The 16,080-nt window shown below is 65.9% G+C and carries 16 protein-coding genes; 7 read left to right on the top strand and 9 right to left on the bottom strand.

Annotated features, from left to right (window positions below; genetic code table 11):
* Window positions 1-198 precede the first annotated feature (198 nt).
* Complete coding sequence (locus tag AC5ZH6_RS26745; protein ID WP_265077165.1) at window positions 199-1,602, bottom strand: MDR family MFS transporter; 1,404 nt, start codon at window positions 1,600-1,602, stop codon at window positions 199-201.
* A gap of 106 nt (window positions 1,603-1,708) precedes the next feature.
* Here AC5ZH6_RS26745 and AC5ZH6_RS26740 point away from each other — a divergent pair, with 106 nt between their 5' ends.
* A complete protein-coding gene (locus AC5ZH6_RS26740) occupies window positions 1,709-2,317 on the top strand; it encodes a TetR/AcrR family transcriptional regulator (protein ID WP_265077164.1) in 609 nt (202 codons plus the stop codon).
* Here the strand turns inward: AC5ZH6_RS26740 and AC5ZH6_RS26735 are convergent.
* On the bottom strand, window positions 2,303-2,800 hold the full coding sequence (locus AC5ZH6_RS26735; protein ID WP_265077163.1) for an LURP-one-related/scramblase family protein: 498 nt from the start codon (window positions 2,798-2,800) through the stop codon (window positions 2,303-2,305). The two genes, AC5ZH6_RS26740 and AC5ZH6_RS26735, sit on opposite strands and share 15 nt — an antisense overlap.
* A gap of 312 nt (window positions 2,801-3,112) precedes the next feature.
* Window positions 3,113-5,362 carry a phosphoenolpyruvate synthase gene (ppsA, locus tag AC5ZH6_RS26730; RefSeq protein WP_265077162.1) on the bottom strand — a complete coding sequence of 750 codons (2,250 nt, stop codon included), beginning with the start codon at window positions 5,360-5,362 and terminating at the stop codon, window positions 3,113-3,115.
* 97 nt (window positions 5,363-5,459) lie between these two features.
* Here ppsA and AC5ZH6_RS26725 point away from each other — a divergent pair, with 97 nt between their 5' ends.
* Window positions 5,460-5,732 (top strand): hypothetical protein, encoded by a 273-nt coding sequence (locus AC5ZH6_RS26725; RefSeq protein ID WP_020173063.1) that lies wholly within the window; start codon window positions 5,460-5,462, stop codon window positions 5,730-5,732.
* 3 nt (window positions 5,733-5,735) lie between these two features.
* Here the strand turns inward: AC5ZH6_RS26725 and AC5ZH6_RS26720 are convergent, their stop codons facing one another.
* Window positions 5,736-7,388, bottom strand: a complete 1,653-nt coding sequence (locus tag AC5ZH6_RS26720; RefSeq protein WP_006368813.1) for an APC family permease — start codon at window positions 7,386-7,388, stop codon at window positions 5,736-5,738.
* 165 nt (window positions 7,389-7,553) lie between these two features.
* On the opposite strand from AC5ZH6_RS26720, the gene AC5ZH6_RS26715 reads away from it, so the two are divergent.
* Together AC5ZH6_RS26715 and AC5ZH6_RS26710 are read left to right on the top strand one after the other, a co-directional pair.
* Window positions 7,554-8,378 carry a serine hydrolase gene (locus tag AC5ZH6_RS26715; protein ID WP_265078086.1) on the top strand — a complete coding sequence of 275 codons (825 nt, stop codon included), beginning with the start codon at window positions 7,554-7,556 and terminating at the stop codon, window positions 8,376-8,378.
* 29 nt (window positions 8,379-8,407) lie between these two features.
* Window positions 8,408-9,001 (top strand): peroxidase-related enzyme, encoded by a 594-nt coding sequence (locus tag AC5ZH6_RS26710; RefSeq protein WP_014361990.1) that lies wholly within the window; start codon window positions 8,408-8,410, stop codon window positions 8,999-9,001.
* Here AC5ZH6_RS26710 and AC5ZH6_RS26705 read toward each other — a convergent pair.
* Window positions 8,987-9,850, bottom strand: a complete 864-nt coding sequence (locus AC5ZH6_RS26705) for a helix-turn-helix transcriptional regulator (RefSeq protein WP_231386882.1) — start codon at window positions 9,848-9,850, stop codon at window positions 8,987-8,989. The two genes, AC5ZH6_RS26710 and AC5ZH6_RS26705, sit on opposite strands and share 15 nt — an antisense overlap.
* A gap of 102 nt (window positions 9,851-9,952) precedes the next feature.
* Between AC5ZH6_RS26705 and AC5ZH6_RS26700 the strand changes: the two genes are divergently transcribed.
* On the top strand, window positions 9,953-10,660 hold the full coding sequence (locus tag AC5ZH6_RS26700; protein ID WP_026920462.1) for an SDR family NAD(P)-dependent oxidoreductase: 708 nt from the start codon (window positions 9,953-9,955) through the stop codon (window positions 10,658-10,660).
* Between the two features lie 84 nt (window positions 10,661-10,744).
* Entirely contained in the window at window positions 10,745-11,647 is a 903-nt protein-coding gene (locus tag AC5ZH6_RS26695; protein WP_210739390.1) for a hypothetical protein, read from the top strand.
* 60 nt (window positions 11,648-11,707) lie between these two features.
* Here the strand turns inward: AC5ZH6_RS26695 and AC5ZH6_RS26690 are convergent, their stop codons facing one another.
* Window positions 11,708-12,094: a hypothetical protein gene (locus tag AC5ZH6_RS26690; RefSeq protein WP_006368807.1), complete on the bottom strand. Its 387-nt coding sequence runs from the start codon at window positions 12,092-12,094 to the stop codon at window positions 11,708-11,710.
* Window positions 12,095-12,303: 209 nt separating this feature from the next.
* Between AC5ZH6_RS26690 and AC5ZH6_RS26685 the strand changes: the two genes are divergently transcribed.
* Window positions 12,304-13,491 (top strand): arylsulfotransferase family protein, encoded by a 1,188-nt coding sequence (locus tag AC5ZH6_RS26685; protein ID WP_265077161.1) that lies wholly within the window; start codon window positions 12,304-12,306, stop codon window positions 13,489-13,491.
* Window positions 13,492-13,497: 6 nt separating this feature from the next.
* Here the strand turns inward: AC5ZH6_RS26685 and AC5ZH6_RS26680 are convergent, their stop codons facing one another.
* From AC5ZH6_RS26680 to AC5ZH6_RS26670, 3 genes are read right to left on the bottom strand one after another with little or no spacing between them, the layout of a single operon-like run.
* Window positions 13,498-14,691, bottom strand: coding sequence for an FAD-dependent oxidoreductase (locus tag AC5ZH6_RS26680; protein ID WP_006368805.1), 1,194 nt, complete (start codon window positions 14,689-14,691; stop codon window positions 13,498-13,500).
* Window positions 14,692-14,731: 40 nt separating this feature from the next.
* On the bottom strand, window positions 14,732-15,430 hold the full coding sequence (locus AC5ZH6_RS26675; protein ID WP_265077160.1) for a TetR/AcrR family transcriptional regulator: 699 nt from the start codon (window positions 15,428-15,430) through the stop codon (window positions 14,732-14,734).
* Window positions 15,431-15,441: 11 nt separating this feature from the next.
* Window positions 15,442-16,008: an NADPH-dependent FMN reductase gene (locus AC5ZH6_RS26670; protein ID WP_265077159.1), complete on the bottom strand. Its 567-nt coding sequence runs from the start codon at window positions 16,006-16,008 to the stop codon at window positions 15,442-15,444.
* Between the last annotated feature and the right edge of the window lie 72 nt (window positions 16,009-16,080).

The raw sequence follows: 16,080 nt of genomic DNA, 5'->3' as shown, positions 1-16,080 counted from the left end.
GAGTTCAGGGCACCCGCACCACGCCGATGCCGGCTGGCTCGCAGGCGGCGACGGTGAACGGTATCGGCGCCGGATCTGCGGGCCAGCGCGCCGGACCGCGGTGTCGAAGACGGTCAGGGCATTGGTGGCGGGGCTGGTGGTAAACCGCGACTGATAGCGCACCCCAACCAGCCCGGTCAACCGCAGGACGTCTGATCATCACGCTGACCGACGGGCCGCCGCAGCTGCTTCGAGAACCTCCTTGCGCCCGGGGAGCCAGACACACAGCACGGTGGCCGCCAAGGCGAAACCCGTTGCCCACCAGAATGCGGCGTGAAATCCCTGGGAGGTCAGGAGCACGGCGAGCACCGCGGTCCCGAATGATCCGCCGAGTTGCTGGGTGGTCCGGGTGAGCACGCTGGAGTGCGCGATGGCATCGCGGCCGAGGCCCACGTAGGACGCGGTCATCACGGGCATCGTGATGGCGCCGAGTCCGATGCCGCGCACCACCAGGAACGCCGCGAGCATCCAGGCGTTGCTGTGCGCGTCGGCGAAGCAGAACGGGATGGTTGCCGCCGCCGTGATCAGGAAACCGACGGTGGCGATCATCCGGGCGCCGATCGTATCGGTGAGCGGACCGGCGATCTGCCGGCTCAGCAAGGTGCCGATTCCTTGTGGTACCAGCATGATTCCCGCCATCAGCGCGGAGGCGCCGCGAGCCTCCTGATAGAACAGCGGAAGCACCAGCATTGCTCCGTACAGGGCGAATCCCGACAAGAACATCACCGTCGACGAAGAGCCGACCGATCGCGTGGCCAGCAGGCGAATATCGATGAGCGGTAAGGACGTTCGCAATGCGTGGAGGGCGAAGACGATCAGGGCGACGACGCCCACGGTCAGGGGCACGAGGACGTCGGCGTGTGCGAATCCGGCCTCGCCGCCCGCGTTCGACAACGCGAGGATCACGCACGCGATGCCCGGGGCGAAGGCGACCAGACCCCAGACGTCCAGACGCGGAAACTGCTGCGGCGTCGGCTCTTTCTCGAGGTACCGCCACGCGAGGAACAAGCCGATGAGACAGAACGGGACGTTGACCCAGAACATATAGCGCCAGCTCAGGTGACTGATGATGAGGCCACCGGCCAGCGGTCCGAGGATGGGGCCGAGCAAGGCGGGTAGCGCCACCCAGGTGACCGTGCGCCCGATGGCGCGGCCGGCGGCTGCTTGCATGATCATGGTCGTCATCACCGGCAACATCAGTCCGCCGCCGAGTCCCTGCAGCACCCGCCATCCGATGAGGGCGCCGGCGCTCCAGGCGAGACTCGAGCCGATGGAGCCGATCAGGAACACCGCGAGTGAGACCATCCACACGCGTTTCCCACCGAACCGGGCCAGCGCCCACGTGCTCAGCGGCACTGCAATGCCAAGTGCGAGAAGGTAACCCGTCATCACCCATTGGATGGTGGTGACCGATGCGTGTAGGTCGACGGCCAGTTGGTGTAGTGCGACGCTGACGATGGTGGTGTCGAAGACCACGGCAAGGGCGCCGACGACGAGGACCATCGCCGTCTTGAGCACCTGCGGGTCGATCTTGTCGTCAAGTGGTGTGTCGGTCGTGGTCATCACGACCTCCCGTCTTTAAGAGAGGAATCCATTCCTTATAGACGCTACGCGGCAAGATAAGGAATGTAAACCTTCCTTATTTATCGGCGGTGACTACGATGTCGACATGACGGCCGAGCGCACCGACACCCCACGGCGTCGTCGCCGTGGCCCCGAGTTGGAACAGGCATTGCTGCAGGCTGCCTGGGACGAGCTGGTCGACGTCGGATTCGCCAAACTGACCATGGAATCGGTCGCCGCGCGCGCGAAGACCGGCGTCGGCGTGCTCTACCGCCGATGGCCCAACAAGGACGATCTGGTGTTGGCCGCTCTCACCGACTACGCCTCCAACACTCCCGCCGAGGCCCCCGACACCGGGAGCCTGCGCGAAGACATCCGGCAATTGCTCCACACCATGAACGACGCGCGCTCGGGCATGCTCGCCGTCGTCAGCGCGGCCTTCGCCGGACTCCATGACAGTTCCGGATACACCCCCGCCGCGATTCGCGAGCAGATGCTGCACGGTGCCGGAAACACCCGCGCCGCCGACATCTTCGCCCGGGCCGCCGAGCGTGGCGAGATCGACCTCGACCACGTGCCGCAGTCGGTGCTCGACCTGCCATTCGACCTGATGCGGCACGATCTGCTGATGCGCCTCGAGCGGGTCGGCGACGATCGCATCGACTCGATCGTCGACGACATCTTCTGGCCGTTGGTGACCTCAGAACGTGGCTGAGGCGTTTGCGCCGTCGCTGTCGGCGCGCACCCGATCGATCGCGACCACCAGCGAGATGATCGTCGCCTCGAGCGACTCATCGAGCACCTCGACCTCGTAGGTGTCGGCCCAGCTCAACAGCTTTCGGTGAATCGTTGCGACCGGCTGCCCGCCGCGCAGGACGCTGAAATTCATGTCCCACCAATCGCCGGAGACGTCGAGGCCGGCACCGTCGATGGTGTAGCGGGGCTTGAAAAAGCTGAACTCCTTGCGGATCGTCGCCACCAATTGACCGTTCATCTCGACTGTGAACCTCGGCTGAAAGCTGAACACCGCCTTGGTGATCTCGGCAACCGGCCGGTCGAAGGTGTCGGTGATGGTGAAGCTCTTGGGGATCTTCATGAAGCTGCCGCTGACGAGGTATCGCGGTTGCTGGGCCTGATCGAGCACGGTGAACTTGCCGCTCGGCGAGAGCATCTTCTGCTTGATGTAGAGCGTGGACATGGGCCTCCTCTCGGATGTGGTCCACCCTAGTGACTCATCGCGTCGATTCCCGGGCGATGTGGTCTTCGCAAAGGCTCAAGGACCATTTTCTCGCCGCTACCAGTTCGTATCGCTGTGAGGGATAGCCGTCGGCGAACCCGACTGGCCCACCTGGACCCCCGCGTCGCTCCTCTGACCATTCTGCAGCCGGGCAACCACCCTCTCCGCGGCCGAGACAACCGCCATCACCACATCACTGCGCGGTTGAGGGGGCCGCGCTCCTCGAGGAGGCGCTCGCGGTGAGCCCCGAGGTCGGTTCGTCGGCCGTCCTCGTCAGCGTGCCGCTGCCAACAACAACCGCCGTTCCGCCGCGGCGACCGCTCGTCTGGTCGCGTCAACGGCGTCGGGGTTCACCGACACCGACGTGATCCCGAGTTCGACGAGGCGTTGGGCGAATTCGGGTTTCGTCGACGGAGCCTGCCCGCACAGCGACGTGGTGATGCCCAGACGCCGCCCGGTGGAGATGATCTGGCCGATCGCGTCGAGCACCGCGGGATCGGACTCGTCGAACACCTCTGCGCAGATCTCCGAGTCACGGTCGACGCCGAGCATCAACTGGGTCAGGTCGTTGCTGCCGATGGACACCCCGTCGATCCCCATCCCGACGTACTCCGGTAGCCAGTGAACCACCGAGGGTACCTCGGCCATCACCCACCGCTTCAGCCCTCGCTGGTGTCCGAGACGACTGGCGTCGATCAGCGAAAGGCATTCCTCGAGCTCCCATTTCGTCCGCACGAACGGGATCATCAGCCCGAGATTCGGTGCGGTGTCGCGGATACGGGCCAGCGCTTCGAGCTCGAGACCGAACAACTCGGGTTCCTTGATATAGCGGAAGCAGCCGCGATAGCCGATCATCGGATTGTGCTCGACCGGCTCGTACTCCTCGCCGCCGCGCAGGGTACGGAACTCGTTACTGCGAAAATCGGTGGCGCGGTAGATGACCGGACGCGGCGCGAACGCCGTCGCGATGCGGCCCACCGAACTCACCAATGCATCCACCAGGGTCTCACTCTCACCCTTGGCGATGAGATCGTGCGGATGTCGACCGCCGAGCGCCGCGGTGAGGATGAACTCCGCGCGCAGCAGTCCCACACCGTCGACGTCGAGAGCCGCCACCGACTCCGCGCTGTCGGGCATCGCGAGATTCACATAGATCCGGGTCCCGGTCACCTCGGCGCGCGCCACCGTCGGCGTGCCCGGCGACGTGACGGCCACCGTGGCGGTGGTCTCGGGTACACCGGCACGGACCTGGCCATGCGTACCGTCAACCGTGACCACCTCACCCGCGGGCAGATCCTTTGTGGCCGAACGTGCTCCGACGACGCAGGGCACGCCGAGCTCGCGGGCGACGATCGCCGCATGACAGGTCATCCCACCAGCGTCGGTGACGATCGCCGCGGCACGCCGCAGGGTCGGCAGCCAATCGGGGTTGGTCATCGGCGCGACCAGCACCTCACCATCGGCGAGCTGCCCGCCGTCGGCCGGCGAGTTCAGAACGCGGACCGCTCCGCTCGCGATGCCGGGAGCGGCCGAGAGTCCCTGGGCCAGAACCGTTCCGGGTGGCGACGAGGTGGCGCCGAGGGTGGTGATCGGGCGTGCCTGTACCAGCCACACCGCGCCGCCGGGATCGATCGCCCATTCCAGATCCTGCGGGCAGCCGTAATGGTCCTCGACGGCCAGCGCGAGCTCGGCGATCCGTCGCACGGTCTCGTCGTCGAGGACCCGGGCCTGCGCGAGATCCTCGTCGAGGTCTTCGGTGTGGTCGACGCCGTCGGCACCGCGCACGATGCGGAAGTCCTGATGCCCGATGTGGGTCTCGAGGATGGAGCCGGTGGACTTGTCGATGATGTAGGTGTCGGGTTGCACCATCCCCGACACCACCACCTCGCCGAGACCCAGTGCTGCCTCGATGGCGACGCGGTCGCGCGCACCAGTACTCGGGTCGGCGGTGAACGCCACCCCGGACCGTTGCGAGGCGACCATCTGCTGCACGACCACCGCCATGGCGGGCTCGTCGGTGAATCCCCTTGTGGCGCGATAGGCGACGACCCGGGGGCCGAACAGCGACTGCCAGCACGCGCTCACCGCGTCGAGCAGCGCCATGTCGCCGACGACGTCGGTCAGCGTGCGGTTCATGCCGGCGAACGAGGCGTCCTTGCCGTCCTCACCGGTGGCCGACGAGCGCACCGCGACCGGCACGTTGTCGCCGAGCCGGTGATAGGCGTCGAGGATGTCCTCGCGCACCTGGGGGTCGATACCCGCGAGCCCGACCGTCTCCTGCAACTCGTTGCACAGCGCGGTGAGTTTGTCGTTGTCGGCGACCGCGGCGAGGGCGTCGCGATGCTTCGACGCCAGCTCCTCGGCATACCCGGCGACCGACATCGACTCTCGATAGCAGTCGCGCAGCAGGACGAATCCCGGTGGCACCGGCAGTCCGGCGCTGCACAGTTCGCCGAGATTGGCGCCCTTGCCGCCGGCGTCCTCGGCATCGTCGAGTCGAAGGTTCGAGAATTCTCGGATCATTGCTGACCTCCTCGTTCACCTTCCATCGTCCGCGCCGACGACGGCGACGCCTAGGGACCGAGGACACCAGTTGGTGCTGGGTAGGATCGACAGAGCCATGCGAGAACCGGCCGGCACGACCGACCTGGTGATGATCACGGTCATCACCGTCGTCGGTGTGGCCGCCGCGTTCAGTGCGCTCGCCTCCGCCTACGTCTATCTGCGCGAACGTCCGGGACGCGACCGTGACATCCAGGGCAGGGACATCCAGGGCAGGGACATCCAGGGCAGGGACACCCGGGAACGTCTCGCCCGGCGGTGGCTCCTCGCCGTGGCGGTCTTCGGCGTCACCGCTGTCGTCCTGCGATTCGGATGGCTGATCCTGGGCTGATCGTCAGCTCGCCGCGGGCCCGAGTTCCTGCTCTTCGGCGTGGGCCTCGGTCAAGACGGCGTCCATGTGTTCGGCCATTGTCGTGTTGTTCAATCGGAAGTGCACGGCGAGATAGAACACGACGACGCTGAATACCACGGTGATGATGTTGGCCCACCAGAAGCCGAGGACGGCGCTGCTGTCGAGATCGCCGGCCAGATAGGAGATCAGGGCGAGACCGGCCAGCCACAGGATCATCCATGAGCCCGAACGCATCTCGAGGACCGGCTGGTCGTACACCATCTCCAGGATGGCCAGCAGGACGAGGCCGATCAGGACGGCGATGAACAGTTTGAGGTTGATCGTCCATGTCGACCAGATCGCGATGAGGTTGGAGGCGACGAACGCCAACAGCGGGATCACATCACCGCCGGGCACGCGGAACGGCCGTTCGCGCTTGGGGTCCGAACGACGCAGTGCCGCAACGACTACAGGCCCCGCCGCAAAGGACAGCACGGTCGCCGAGGTGATGAACCCGACGAGCTGCTGCCAGCTCGGGAAGGGCAACAGGATGATCAGACCGAGGACGAAGGCGACGATCAGGCTGACCAGCGGGACACCGCGGTTGGTCGTCTTGGCCAGCATCTTCGGTGCATTACCGTTGCGCGCCATGGCATAGGACACGCGTGAGGTGACCGTGGTGTAGATCAATCCGGTGTCTCCGGGGGAGACGATCGCGTCGATGTAGAGCAGTGTGGCGAGCCAGCCCAGTCCGATGGCGGTGGCGATCGCGGCGAGCGGACCGAAGTCGTTGGTGAACCCCATCGTCGCCCATCCGTGGATGAAGTCACGCGGATTGAGAGAGCCGATGAACGCCACCTGCAGTGCCACATAGATGATCCCGGTGAGGATCACCGACCCGATGACGGCGATGGGCACGTACTTTCGGGGATTCGACGTTTCGCCGGCGAGTTCGATTCCTTGACGGAAACCCAGGAACGAGAACACGATTCCGGAGGTGGCGATCGCGGTGAACACACCCTCCCAACCGTTGGGCATGAAGCCCTTGGAGGTGAAGTTGCTGGGATGGAATTGGGTGACGAGGAAGGCGATCACGACGACGGTGATGATCGCGAGCTTCCACCACACCAGAACGTTGTTGACCCGGGCGAACCAGCGGACGCCGATGTAGTTGACCACCACGAAGAGTGCGAGGAGGACCACGGCCGTGAGGTAGCCGAGGCCGGTCAGGGTGTGCACCGTGTCGCCGTTGACCGTCGACTTGGAGGTGAACGCGGCGTACTTGGTGGCGTACTGCAGCGCGCCCTCCACCTCGATCGGCGCGACCGTGCCGCACGCGATCCACAGGATCCAACCGCTGGTGTAACTCGCGAACGAGCCAAAGGCGATGTGCGGGAAGCGAACAACACCACCGGAGACCGGGAACATGGTGCCGAGCTCGGCGAAGGTCAGTGCGATCAGCAAGATCATGACCGCACCGATCGACCACGAGATGATCGCCGCGGGACCGGCCTTCTGCGCGGCGTTCATCGCGCCGAAAAGCCATCCGCTACCGATGATCGACCCGACGCTGGCGAACAGCAGACCGATCAAACCGACATCTCTGCGCAGGTTCCGATTGTCACCCGCTTCAGGCTTCGCACTCGTCTGGGTCATCTGAACTCCTTAGCAGACAGAAGAACTTTTACCGTACTGAATTGCGCGTGAAAAGGGATCGGGCGCCGGATTTTTCCGATTTATAACCACCTTTTCTCCTCATATCCGGCACGATGTGGGGCGCGAGGAAAGGTGTGCCGTACGGTGGCGCCCATGCGACGACACATGATTCGTACAGGCCTCGCCGCAGCGCTCTCGGCGGTGGCGGCATCGGTCGTGGCCGTCACCGGAGCACCAGCACACGCCGCACCTCTGGGTGATACCGCGCGTGCCGTCGAGCTACCGGGTCGGCTGACCGCAGCCGACGCCTACGCGGCCACCCGGCCGGGCCACACCGGGATCGTGGTGATCGACCGCGTCACCGGCGCGACGTACGCAGATCGCAACGCCGACACCCCGGTGTGGACGGCGTCGACGATCAAGCTGGCGATCGCCACCGACCTGCTGAATCGGGCGAGGTCGGGTGCGATCACGCTCTCGCCCGCCAATCGCGCCGACATGCACGCCATGCTCAACAGCTCCGACGACGAGGCGACCGATCGACTCTGGTTCGCCTTCGCCGGGCCTGATCACCAGACCTTCAACCGCGACTTCCGCGCGTTCGGGATGACGTCGCTGGCGCCGCAGCGAGGATTCACCGAGTTCTATCCCTATTGGGGATTCCAGAAGGACACACCGCGCGATCTCGCACGACTGGTCGACTACGTTCTCACCCGCACCGCGCCGACCGACCGCGCCTACCTCATCGGCGAGATGCGCGGCGTCGCACCGGATCAGCAATGGGGGATCAAGTCGTTGCCCGCGAATCTGGCGCCCGGCAACAAGAATGGTTGGTCCGACGAGCAGGGCGGGTCGGTGATGAACTCCATCGGATTCGCAGGCGACAACCAGCGATTCGTCGTCGCCATCATGAACAACCTTGCGGGTCAGGGTGGTCAGCCGCAGGGTAGGGTCACCGTGTCCCAGGTGGCACGAGATCTCCTGGGCTGACCTACCTCCCAGGCTGAGACGGAGCAACCATGACCGACGCCCACCCGATCAGCAGGTTTGAGACGCCGACACTCGAGGACCTTCCCGATGATGTGCGTGACCGCATCCTCGCAGTCCAGGAGAAGTCGGGTTTCATCCCCAACGTGTTCCTCCTGCTGGCCCGGCGCCCCGACGAATTCCGGGCATTCGTCGCCTACCACGACGCGTTGATGGACAAGCCCGGGAATCTGACCAAGGCCGACCGCGAGATGATCGTCGTCGCCACGTCGAGCCCCAACCAATGCCAGTACTGCGTCGTCGCCCACGGTGCAATCCTGCGCATCCGGGCCAAGAATCCGCTGATCGCCGATCAGGTCGCCGCCAACTATCGCAAGGCCGACATCACCGATCGTCAACGCGCCATGCTCGATTTCGCCCTCAAGGTCTCGACCGAGGCCTACGCGGTGTCCGAATCCGATTACGACGCACTGAAATCCCACGGCTTCACCGACGAGGACGCCTGGGACATCGCGTCGATCTCGGCGTTCTTCGGGATGTCCAACCGGATCGCCAACGCCACCAACCTGCGGCCCAACCAGGAGTTCTACGCGATGGGGCGCGGGGATCGCTCACGGTCCACGTAATGACAGTGCCTGCGTGCCGAGAACGATTGCCAGGTCCAGCTTCTCGGCATCGGCAGTGTCCGGCTCCGCAGTGTAGATCATGATGCGCAGGTCATCGCCGGCGACGACGAGGGTGTCGCAGTCGACGGTGATCGGCCCGACCGTCGGGTGATCGATCACCTTGTGACGTGCGGCGTCGGGGGCCGGCGCATCGTCGGCGGACTCCCAGAGTTCGGTGAATCTCGCACTCGACGAGGTCAATTCATCGATCAGATCGCGCAGCGTCGGATCGGTCGGATAGCGTACTGCCGTCATGCGGAGATCGGCGACGAGCCGCTCGATCTGTGCGTCGTGCTCCTGCGCGTTCTGACGGGCACGTGATGCCGGGCCGTGGATGTTGCGCCACAGAGCATTCCGCTCCCAACGCGTGAGGACCGACGTGTCGCCCATGAGTGCGTCATAGGCGGGGTTGGCGATCAGCAGATTCCACGCGGCGTCATACACCACGACCGGTGTGCCGGCGAGGCGGTCGAGCATCCGCGCGACACTCGGTGCGATCCGGGTGCGGATGAGCCCGATGCCGGGCGCTGTATAGCCGGCGAGCAGGAACAGCCGTTCGCGGTCCGCGTCGGGAAGACGCAGCGCTCGCGTCAACGATTCGACGACCTGCGGAGAAGGGGACGTCGCCCGGCCCTGCTCGAGCCGGGTCAGATAGTCCACCGAGATACCGGCGGTCATGGCGAGCTCTTCGCGACGCAGACCCGGAGCGCGCCGCCGCCCACCACCCGGGAGGCCGACCGCTTCTGGTGAGAGGCGCTCCCGATGACGCCGGACGGTCTTGCCGAACTCCTCGTTCTTCACCACGCGCACCACTTCAGTTTGCTCCCGCAGTCCGCGCGGTGTCCTGGTACTGCGAGTCCTACGACAATCAGACGGCTGCCTATCAACCCGCCGACGCGCGAGTATCGATGCATGACAACCACAGTGATCACCGGGGCCAACAAGGGCCTCGGCAAGGAAACCGCACGCCTCCTCGTGCACCGAGGCCACCGGGTGTACCTCGGTGCACGAGACGAGGGTCGCGGGCGAGCAGCAGCGCAGGAGGTCGGGGCGCAGTTCGTCCAGCTCGACGTCACCGACGACGCGTCGGTGGCCTCCGCATTCGAGACGATCGCGGCCGAGGGCGGACTCGATGTGCTCGTCAACAACGCCGGCATCGCCAAACGAGCCGGTGGCGCCACCGAGGCGATGGACGGTCCGAGCGTTCTCGAGGTCTTCGACACCAACGCCGTGGGCATCGTCCGCGTCACCGAAGCCGCGCTGCCGCTGCTCCAGCAGTCCGAGAATCCTGTGGTGGTGAACGTGTCCAGCGCTCTCGGCTCGTTCTGGGCCACCCACGAACCGTCGCGGCCCGCGTCGCACTTCGTGTCCATCGTGTACGGCTCCAGCAAAGCGGCGGTGTCGATGCTCACCGTCCAATACGCCAAGGCCTATCCCGACATCAAGATCAACGCGGTCGAACCCGGGGTCACCGCAACCGAACTCGGTGGCGGCGAGCCCGGCAGCCATCCCGGGCGCGCACCCGAGATCAGCGCCCGGACAGTCGCCCGGCTCGCCTCACTCGGGCCCGACGGACCGACCGGCACGTTCTGGGAGGACGACGCTGCGCTGCAGTGGTGAGCGTCCCGCGCAACGCTCACCAACCAGAACGGTGTCTGATTCGCTCGCGCTGCGACCTCGGTGACCTGGGCGTACGCTCCCGATATGAGCAAGTTGAGTCCGGTGGTGTCGGCGTTGGGCGCCGCACAGTGGCAGCGTTGTCTCGAGCCGCACCTCCTCGAAGGGGAGACGATCACCGCGTTCGTCGCCGTGCACCGACTCAAACCGACCGTCGAGGGCGTGGCGATCACGAACGCCCGGATTCTCGGATTCAACTCGGCCGCGGCGTCCGGTCGCGGAGTCATCACCATGCAGGTGGCCGCCGACGACATCGTCGGCGCCGAATTCATCGGTGCACGGCTGGTGCCCACGCTGACACTGCGCACCGTCGACGGGCCGCGGGTGTTCGGGCAATTCCATCGGGACGAGACGGAGTTCCTCACCTACTTCGTCGAGTCGCTGCACTCCGCCGGGGTGGGCGCCGATGTGGCGCCCGCGCTGACCAGATGGCGCCGACAGCGCACCGAAGCCGCCGAGCGAACCCGACGGCGACGCGCGCAACGACGGCGGGTGACGGTGTACGGCGAACCGATGACCGAGGCGCAGTGGGAGGCCGTCGACGAGCACGCCGGCGACGGTGACTACCCGTGGATGGTCCTCAACGCGGGGCGGCACGGATTGCTGGCAGCCTTCGACGACCGCGTCGAAATCCGCAAGACCGGCTGGGAGTCCGGGTCGGCGGCCGGAGTGCATGTCGAGGTGCTCGCGCTGGCCGACATCACCGGCATCGAATATCGGTGTGGCGCTTTGACCGGCTGTCTCGAATTCTCGACAACCGACCATCCCGCGTCGGGCACCGACGATTTCTGGCCGTGCTCGGTGCAGGATTCCGAGCATCTCTCCGCGTTGCGCCCCAACGTCATTCGGGTGCCCAAACCGTACTATCTGGGTGCTCGGGCGGCGATCGAGGCGTTGCGTGAGCGGGTCGGCATGGGGCTCTCGGCCTGAGTGACGCCGTGACGGCACCGCCGCGGGGGGAGCGGCGCCGTCACGACTCGCCAGGGTCACTCACGACCCGAAGGCATCACCGGTCGAATCGTTGAAATTCGTCCGCATGTCGTTGAATGGATTGCGCGGTCCGTAGAGCCGCGCGGTGGCGCTCGTGACCCCGCCGGGGCAGGTGATCTTCAACGTCGCATTCTGAGTGACCTTGATGATCCCGCCACTACCGGTCGGAGGGATGTTCGGGACCGATTCCACCTGTGTGCCTTCGGTGACAGTGGCCGAGCATCCGGTGCGGCCGTGGGTGTTCCACGTGGCCTGAGCCGAGTCGGTACCGATCAGCAGGATATGCGCTTCGGGGGGATCGGCGGCTGCGGCGGTGGCGGCGGGCGTGATTGCGGCGGCGATGCCGGTCGCGACCGCGGCGACACCGATGAGGTGTTTCTTGTTCATGGCGGGGGCCTTTCGGGCTGGGTTCTCTGGCGGCCGGTCCGGAGTGGGCCGGTAGGAGGAACTGTGCGCCGGACAACCGTCGACGTAACGAGTAGTGCGGCACGCGGATCGGGCGAAGCGGACTACTCGCCCCGCGCCATCCGCGCAGGAAGAACTCAAATCGGGCAGAGACTTGCCCCAGGGGGATGGTCGGCGGCAGAGTGCTTCGGGTGACGAAGAATGTGGCCGTGCGCCTGTGGCTCTCGATCCTTTTGTCGGCGCTCGTCGGGTTCGGCGTGATGCTGGCGCCGACGGCATCTGCTGCGCCACCGGCCTCCAACGGCTACACGGTGACATTGGATCGCAATCCCGGTCTCGGTGGCGTGATTCTGCTGGCACCCGCCGACCTGCTGAACAACCCCGCCGTACCGCGAGCGATCGGGGCCATCGGTGCCCACGACCCGGTGACGCTGCAGGTCCGCGCCCGCAACGGGGCGCTGCTGCACCAACGGGTCATCCCACAAGGTCAGGAGGCCGGCAACTTCCAGATACAGACCTACCGCGGGCAGCGTGTGTACACGTGGTGGCAGGGTGCCAACGGTGCCGGTCATGGCGACGGGACCTACTTCATCGCCGACCGCGACTTCCATGTGCTGCACCAACTCCGGACGCCGGTGGGCACCTCCGGTGACCTGCACGAGTTCCGCATCCTGCCCGACGGACGCCGCGCCGCGGTGACCAGCTATGCGCGCACCACCGCCGTGGTCAACGGAGCACGGATCCCCGTCGTCGACTCGCACTTCTACATCATCGACATCGACAGCGGCAGAACCGAATTCTCTTGGGACGCACTGTCTCACGTTCCGGTGACCGCAACCACCACTCCGTTGCCCTTGCCGGGCCAGGGACTCGACTACTTCCACATCAACAGCATCTTCCCCGACGGCAAGGGCAACTACCTGGTGTCCTCACGCAACACCTCGGCGCTGTACCTCGTCGACGGAACCACCGGCGCCGTGCGTGCGGTGATCGGCGGCAATCGGTCCACCATGCGGGTCGCCGACAACGCGACGTTCCGCAATCAGCACGACGCGGAGCTGTTGCCCGACGGCACGATTCGGCTCTTCGACAACAACTCCAGCCTTCCCGGCACCGGCGGCCCGTCGTCGATCCTCACCATCCGGCCTGACTGGAAGAAGGGCACCGTCAGCCTGGTGTCGCGGTGGACCCATCCCGACCACCTCACCGCCTGGGCGATGGGCAACGTCGAAACACTGTCCGACGGTTCGGTGTTCGGCGGATGGGGCACCACCGGACACGTGGCGTCCTTCGACCGGACCGGGCACCTGATCTACGACGCGACCCTGTCGGGGATGATGACCACCTACCGCGCGTTCTGGTATCCGCAGGGGTTGTGAGTTCAGCTAGTGAGCGGCCTTGGGTGCTTGCTGGGCGGCGTCGTCGATGGCGCCGGGCCGGTCCATCGCGGTGAACATCTCGACCAGGCCGCGTGGTGCGTCGTCGGCGAAGATCATCTCGAGGCTTTCGGCGGAGTCGCCGGCCGAGGCTGCTGAACGTGTGAACAGCTCGGTCTCATAGGCTTTCAATGCGGCGTCGGTGTCGTCGGGGTGCGCGGCGAGCGCCAGAGCCAGCCGGGATCCGTCGTACATGGCGAGGTTGGCACCTTCGCCGGCGAACGGTGACATGACGTGGGCGGCATCGCCGAGCAGGGTGACTCCCGGGGTGTGTGGCCATGAGTATCCGACCGGCAGTGCGTTGATCCGGCGGGGTGTGAGTGCGGTGTCGGCGTTGGCGATCAGGCCGCGTAGATCGTCGTCCCAGCCGTCGAGGAGTTCGAGGATCGCGGCTTTGGCTGCGGTGGTGTCGCTGAAATCGATGGTGTCGACCCAGTTTTCGTCGGCTCGGTGTCCGAGGTAGAAGTGCAGGCTGCCGTCGGTTTCGCGGTGCCCGAGGATGCCTGTGGGCCCGCCGAGTGCGAACAGCATGCCGGTGCCCATCACCGCGGCCTCGGCCGGGTGGTCGGTGTCGGCGTTGTACAGGTCGGCTTCGATGAAGGAGATGCCGGTGTAGTCGGGCATGGTGTCGGACAACACGTGACGCACCTTCGACCAGGCGCCGTCGGCGCCGATGAGCAGATCGGTGGTGAAGCTGTCACCGTCGGCGAGCTCGACGCGGTACCGGCCGGTCTGCGAGTCGTCGGGCGCGATCGTGGTGACTTTGCTGCCCCAGTGCACGGTGCCCTCGGGTAGTGAGTCCAGCAGCAGATCGCGCAGGGTGCCGCGATCGATTTCGGGGCGGTCGAGTTCTCCGGTGTCGGTCTCTTCGTAGAGGACGGTGCCGGTCGTGTCGAGGATGCGCATCGATTCCCCGCCGGGATGGATCAGGGCGAGAAACTGTTCGTGCAGACCCGCTGCGCGCAGTGCCTCCTGGCCGCTGTCGTCGTGGATGTCGAGCATGCCGCCCTGGGTCCGTGCGTGGCGGTCGGGTTCGAGTTCGAAGATGGCTGCGTCGATGCCGTTGGCGTGCAGCACCCGGGCGGTGGTCAGACCGCCGAGACCGCCGCCGATGATGGCGATGGGGTAATGGGTGGAGGTCATGATTGTCCTTCTTTCACAACGTATTCCGGCGTGACGCCGGTCAGGGGATGGGGGGTCGTTCGCCGGCTGCGATACCGGCGATGAGGGTGTTCAGTGTCCATGCCCACCGCTGGGCCGGGGTGCCGGCCATGACGGCGTCGGCGTGCTCGGCCAGCGCGGGCGTGGATGTGGAGTCGGCGGTCTGCACGGCGACGGTCAGGGCGTGGTGGACGTCGTCGGGTAGATCACCGGCATCGGCGTCGCCGTCTTCGGGAGCGGCGTGTTCGGCGGCGGTTGCTGTCGCGTGAAGCAGCAGCATGTCCGCGCCCCACGCGGCACTGACCGGGCCGACACCGCCCTCGATGAGCAATGTCATCATCCGGTCGAACAATGCCAACAGGTGAGGCCCGTTGGGGCGGATCACCAGTGCCGAGCGTGCCAGCCCGTGATCCCGCATCAATACGTCTCGATAGTCGGTGACGAGTTCGACGAGCTGCTGTTGCCACGTTCCGGTGCCCGGGTCGTCGATGGTGCCGAGCAGCTCGTCGATGACGGCGGCGTGCAACTCGCCGGTGTTGCGGACGTAGACGTACAGCGACGCCGCCCCGGTGTCGAGTTCCTGGGCCACCCGCCGCATCGTCGCCTTGCGCAGGCCTTCGCGACGCATGATCTCGATGGTCGTGTCGACGATCCGTTGCCGCGAGAGCATTGTCTTCGCCGGACCGCGCCGACGACTGTGTGGCTGTTTCGTGTCACTCATGATCGGCTCGATCAGTTCTGTTCGGCGGCAACCGTATTCGGGCGCAGTAACCGGGTCCAGTCCTCGACCGCGTCGAACACGCTAGCCAGCGCCGCGACATGCGGGCCCTCGGCGGCGACACCGGTGTCGTCGAACGCCGGCGACCACAACTGCAACTGGACGTCGGGCTGAACATCGGCCATGCCCAGAACCCCGGCCAGCACCCGCAACTGGTCGATCGCGCGGGCGCCGCCGACAACGCCGTAGCCGACGAAACCGATTGGCTTACCACCCCATTCGGCATACAGGTGGTCAAGAGCATTCTTCAGCACGCCGGGGATGCCGTGGTTGTACTCGGCGGTCACGATGATGAACGCGTCGTACCCGTCGATCAGGTGCGCCCACGCTTTGGTGCGTTCGTCGGTGTACTTGCCCATCATCGGCGGCATCGGCTCGGCCAGATGTGGCAACTCGTGCTCGGCCAGATCGATCAACTCGTAGGTGGCCTCACGGGTGGATGCCGACTCCAGAACCCAGCGTGCCACGCCCTCACCTTTGCGGCCCTGCCGCACCGATCCCAAGATCACACCAATCCGCATGTCCTACTCCTCTCGTCGTCGTTAACGAACATGTTCGTTTGTCGCTTCCAGCTTAACGAACATGTTCGCTAT

Source organism: Gordonia sp. YC-XJ4 (assembly GCF_059511865.1).
Note: the sequence above shows the minus strand (reverse complement) of the source record. Positions and strands in the feature narration are given on the sequence as shown.

Excerpts from the sequence above, each read along its gene's own strand:
- AC5ZH6_RS26700 (WP_026920462.1), top strand. The coding sequence starts at position 9,953 with ATGACAACCACAGTGATCACCGGGGCCAACAAGGGCCTCGGCAAGGAA.
- AC5ZH6_RS26725 (WP_020173063.1), top strand. The coding sequence starts at position 5,460 with ATGCGAGAACCGGCCGGCACGACCGACCTGGTGATGATCACGGTCATC.
- AC5ZH6_RS26715 (WP_265078086.1), top strand. The coding sequence starts at position 7,554 with ATGATTCGTACAGGCCTCGCCGCAGCGCTCTCGGCGGTGGCGGCATCG.
- AC5ZH6_RS26670 (WP_265077159.1), bottom strand. The coding sequence starts at position 16,008 with ATGCGGATTGGTGTGATCTTGGGATCGGTGCGGCAGGGCCGCAAAGGT.
- AC5ZH6_RS26720 (WP_006368813.1), bottom strand. The coding sequence starts at position 7,388 with ATGACCCAGACGAGTGCGAAGCCTGAAGCGGGTGACAATCGGAACCTG.
- AC5ZH6_RS26710 (WP_014361990.1), top strand. The coding sequence starts at position 8,408 with ATGACCGACGCCCACCCGATCAGCAGGTTTGAGACGCCGACACTCGAG.
- ppsA (WP_265077162.1), bottom strand. The coding sequence starts at position 5,362 with ATGATCCGAGAATTCTCGAACCTTCGACTCGACGATGCCGAGGACGCC.
- AC5ZH6_RS26680 (WP_006368805.1), bottom strand. The coding sequence starts at position 14,691 with ATGACCTCCACCCATTACCCCATCGCCATCATCGGCGGCGGTCTCGGC.
- AC5ZH6_RS26745 (WP_265077165.1), bottom strand. The coding sequence starts at position 1,602 with ATGACCACGACCGACACACCACTTGACGACAAGATCGACCCGCAGGTG.
- AC5ZH6_RS26735 (WP_265077163.1), bottom strand. The coding sequence starts at position 2,800 with ATGTCCACGCTCTACATCAAGCAGAAGATGCTCTCGCCGAGCGGCAAG.
- AC5ZH6_RS26740 (WP_265077164.1), top strand. The coding sequence starts at position 1,709 with ATGACGGCCGAGCGCACCGACACCCCACGGCGTCGTCGCCGTGGCCCC.
- AC5ZH6_RS26695 (WP_210739390.1), top strand. The coding sequence starts at position 10,745 with ATGAGCAAGTTGAGTCCGGTGGTGTCGGCGTTGGGCGCCGCACAGTGG.
- AC5ZH6_RS26690 (WP_006368807.1), bottom strand. The coding sequence starts at position 12,094 with ATGAACAAGAAACACCTCATCGGTGTCGCCGCGGTCGCGACCGGCATC.
- AC5ZH6_RS26675 (WP_265077160.1), bottom strand. The coding sequence starts at position 15,430 with ATGAGTGACACGAAACAGCCACACAGTCGTCGGCGCGGTCCGGCGAAG.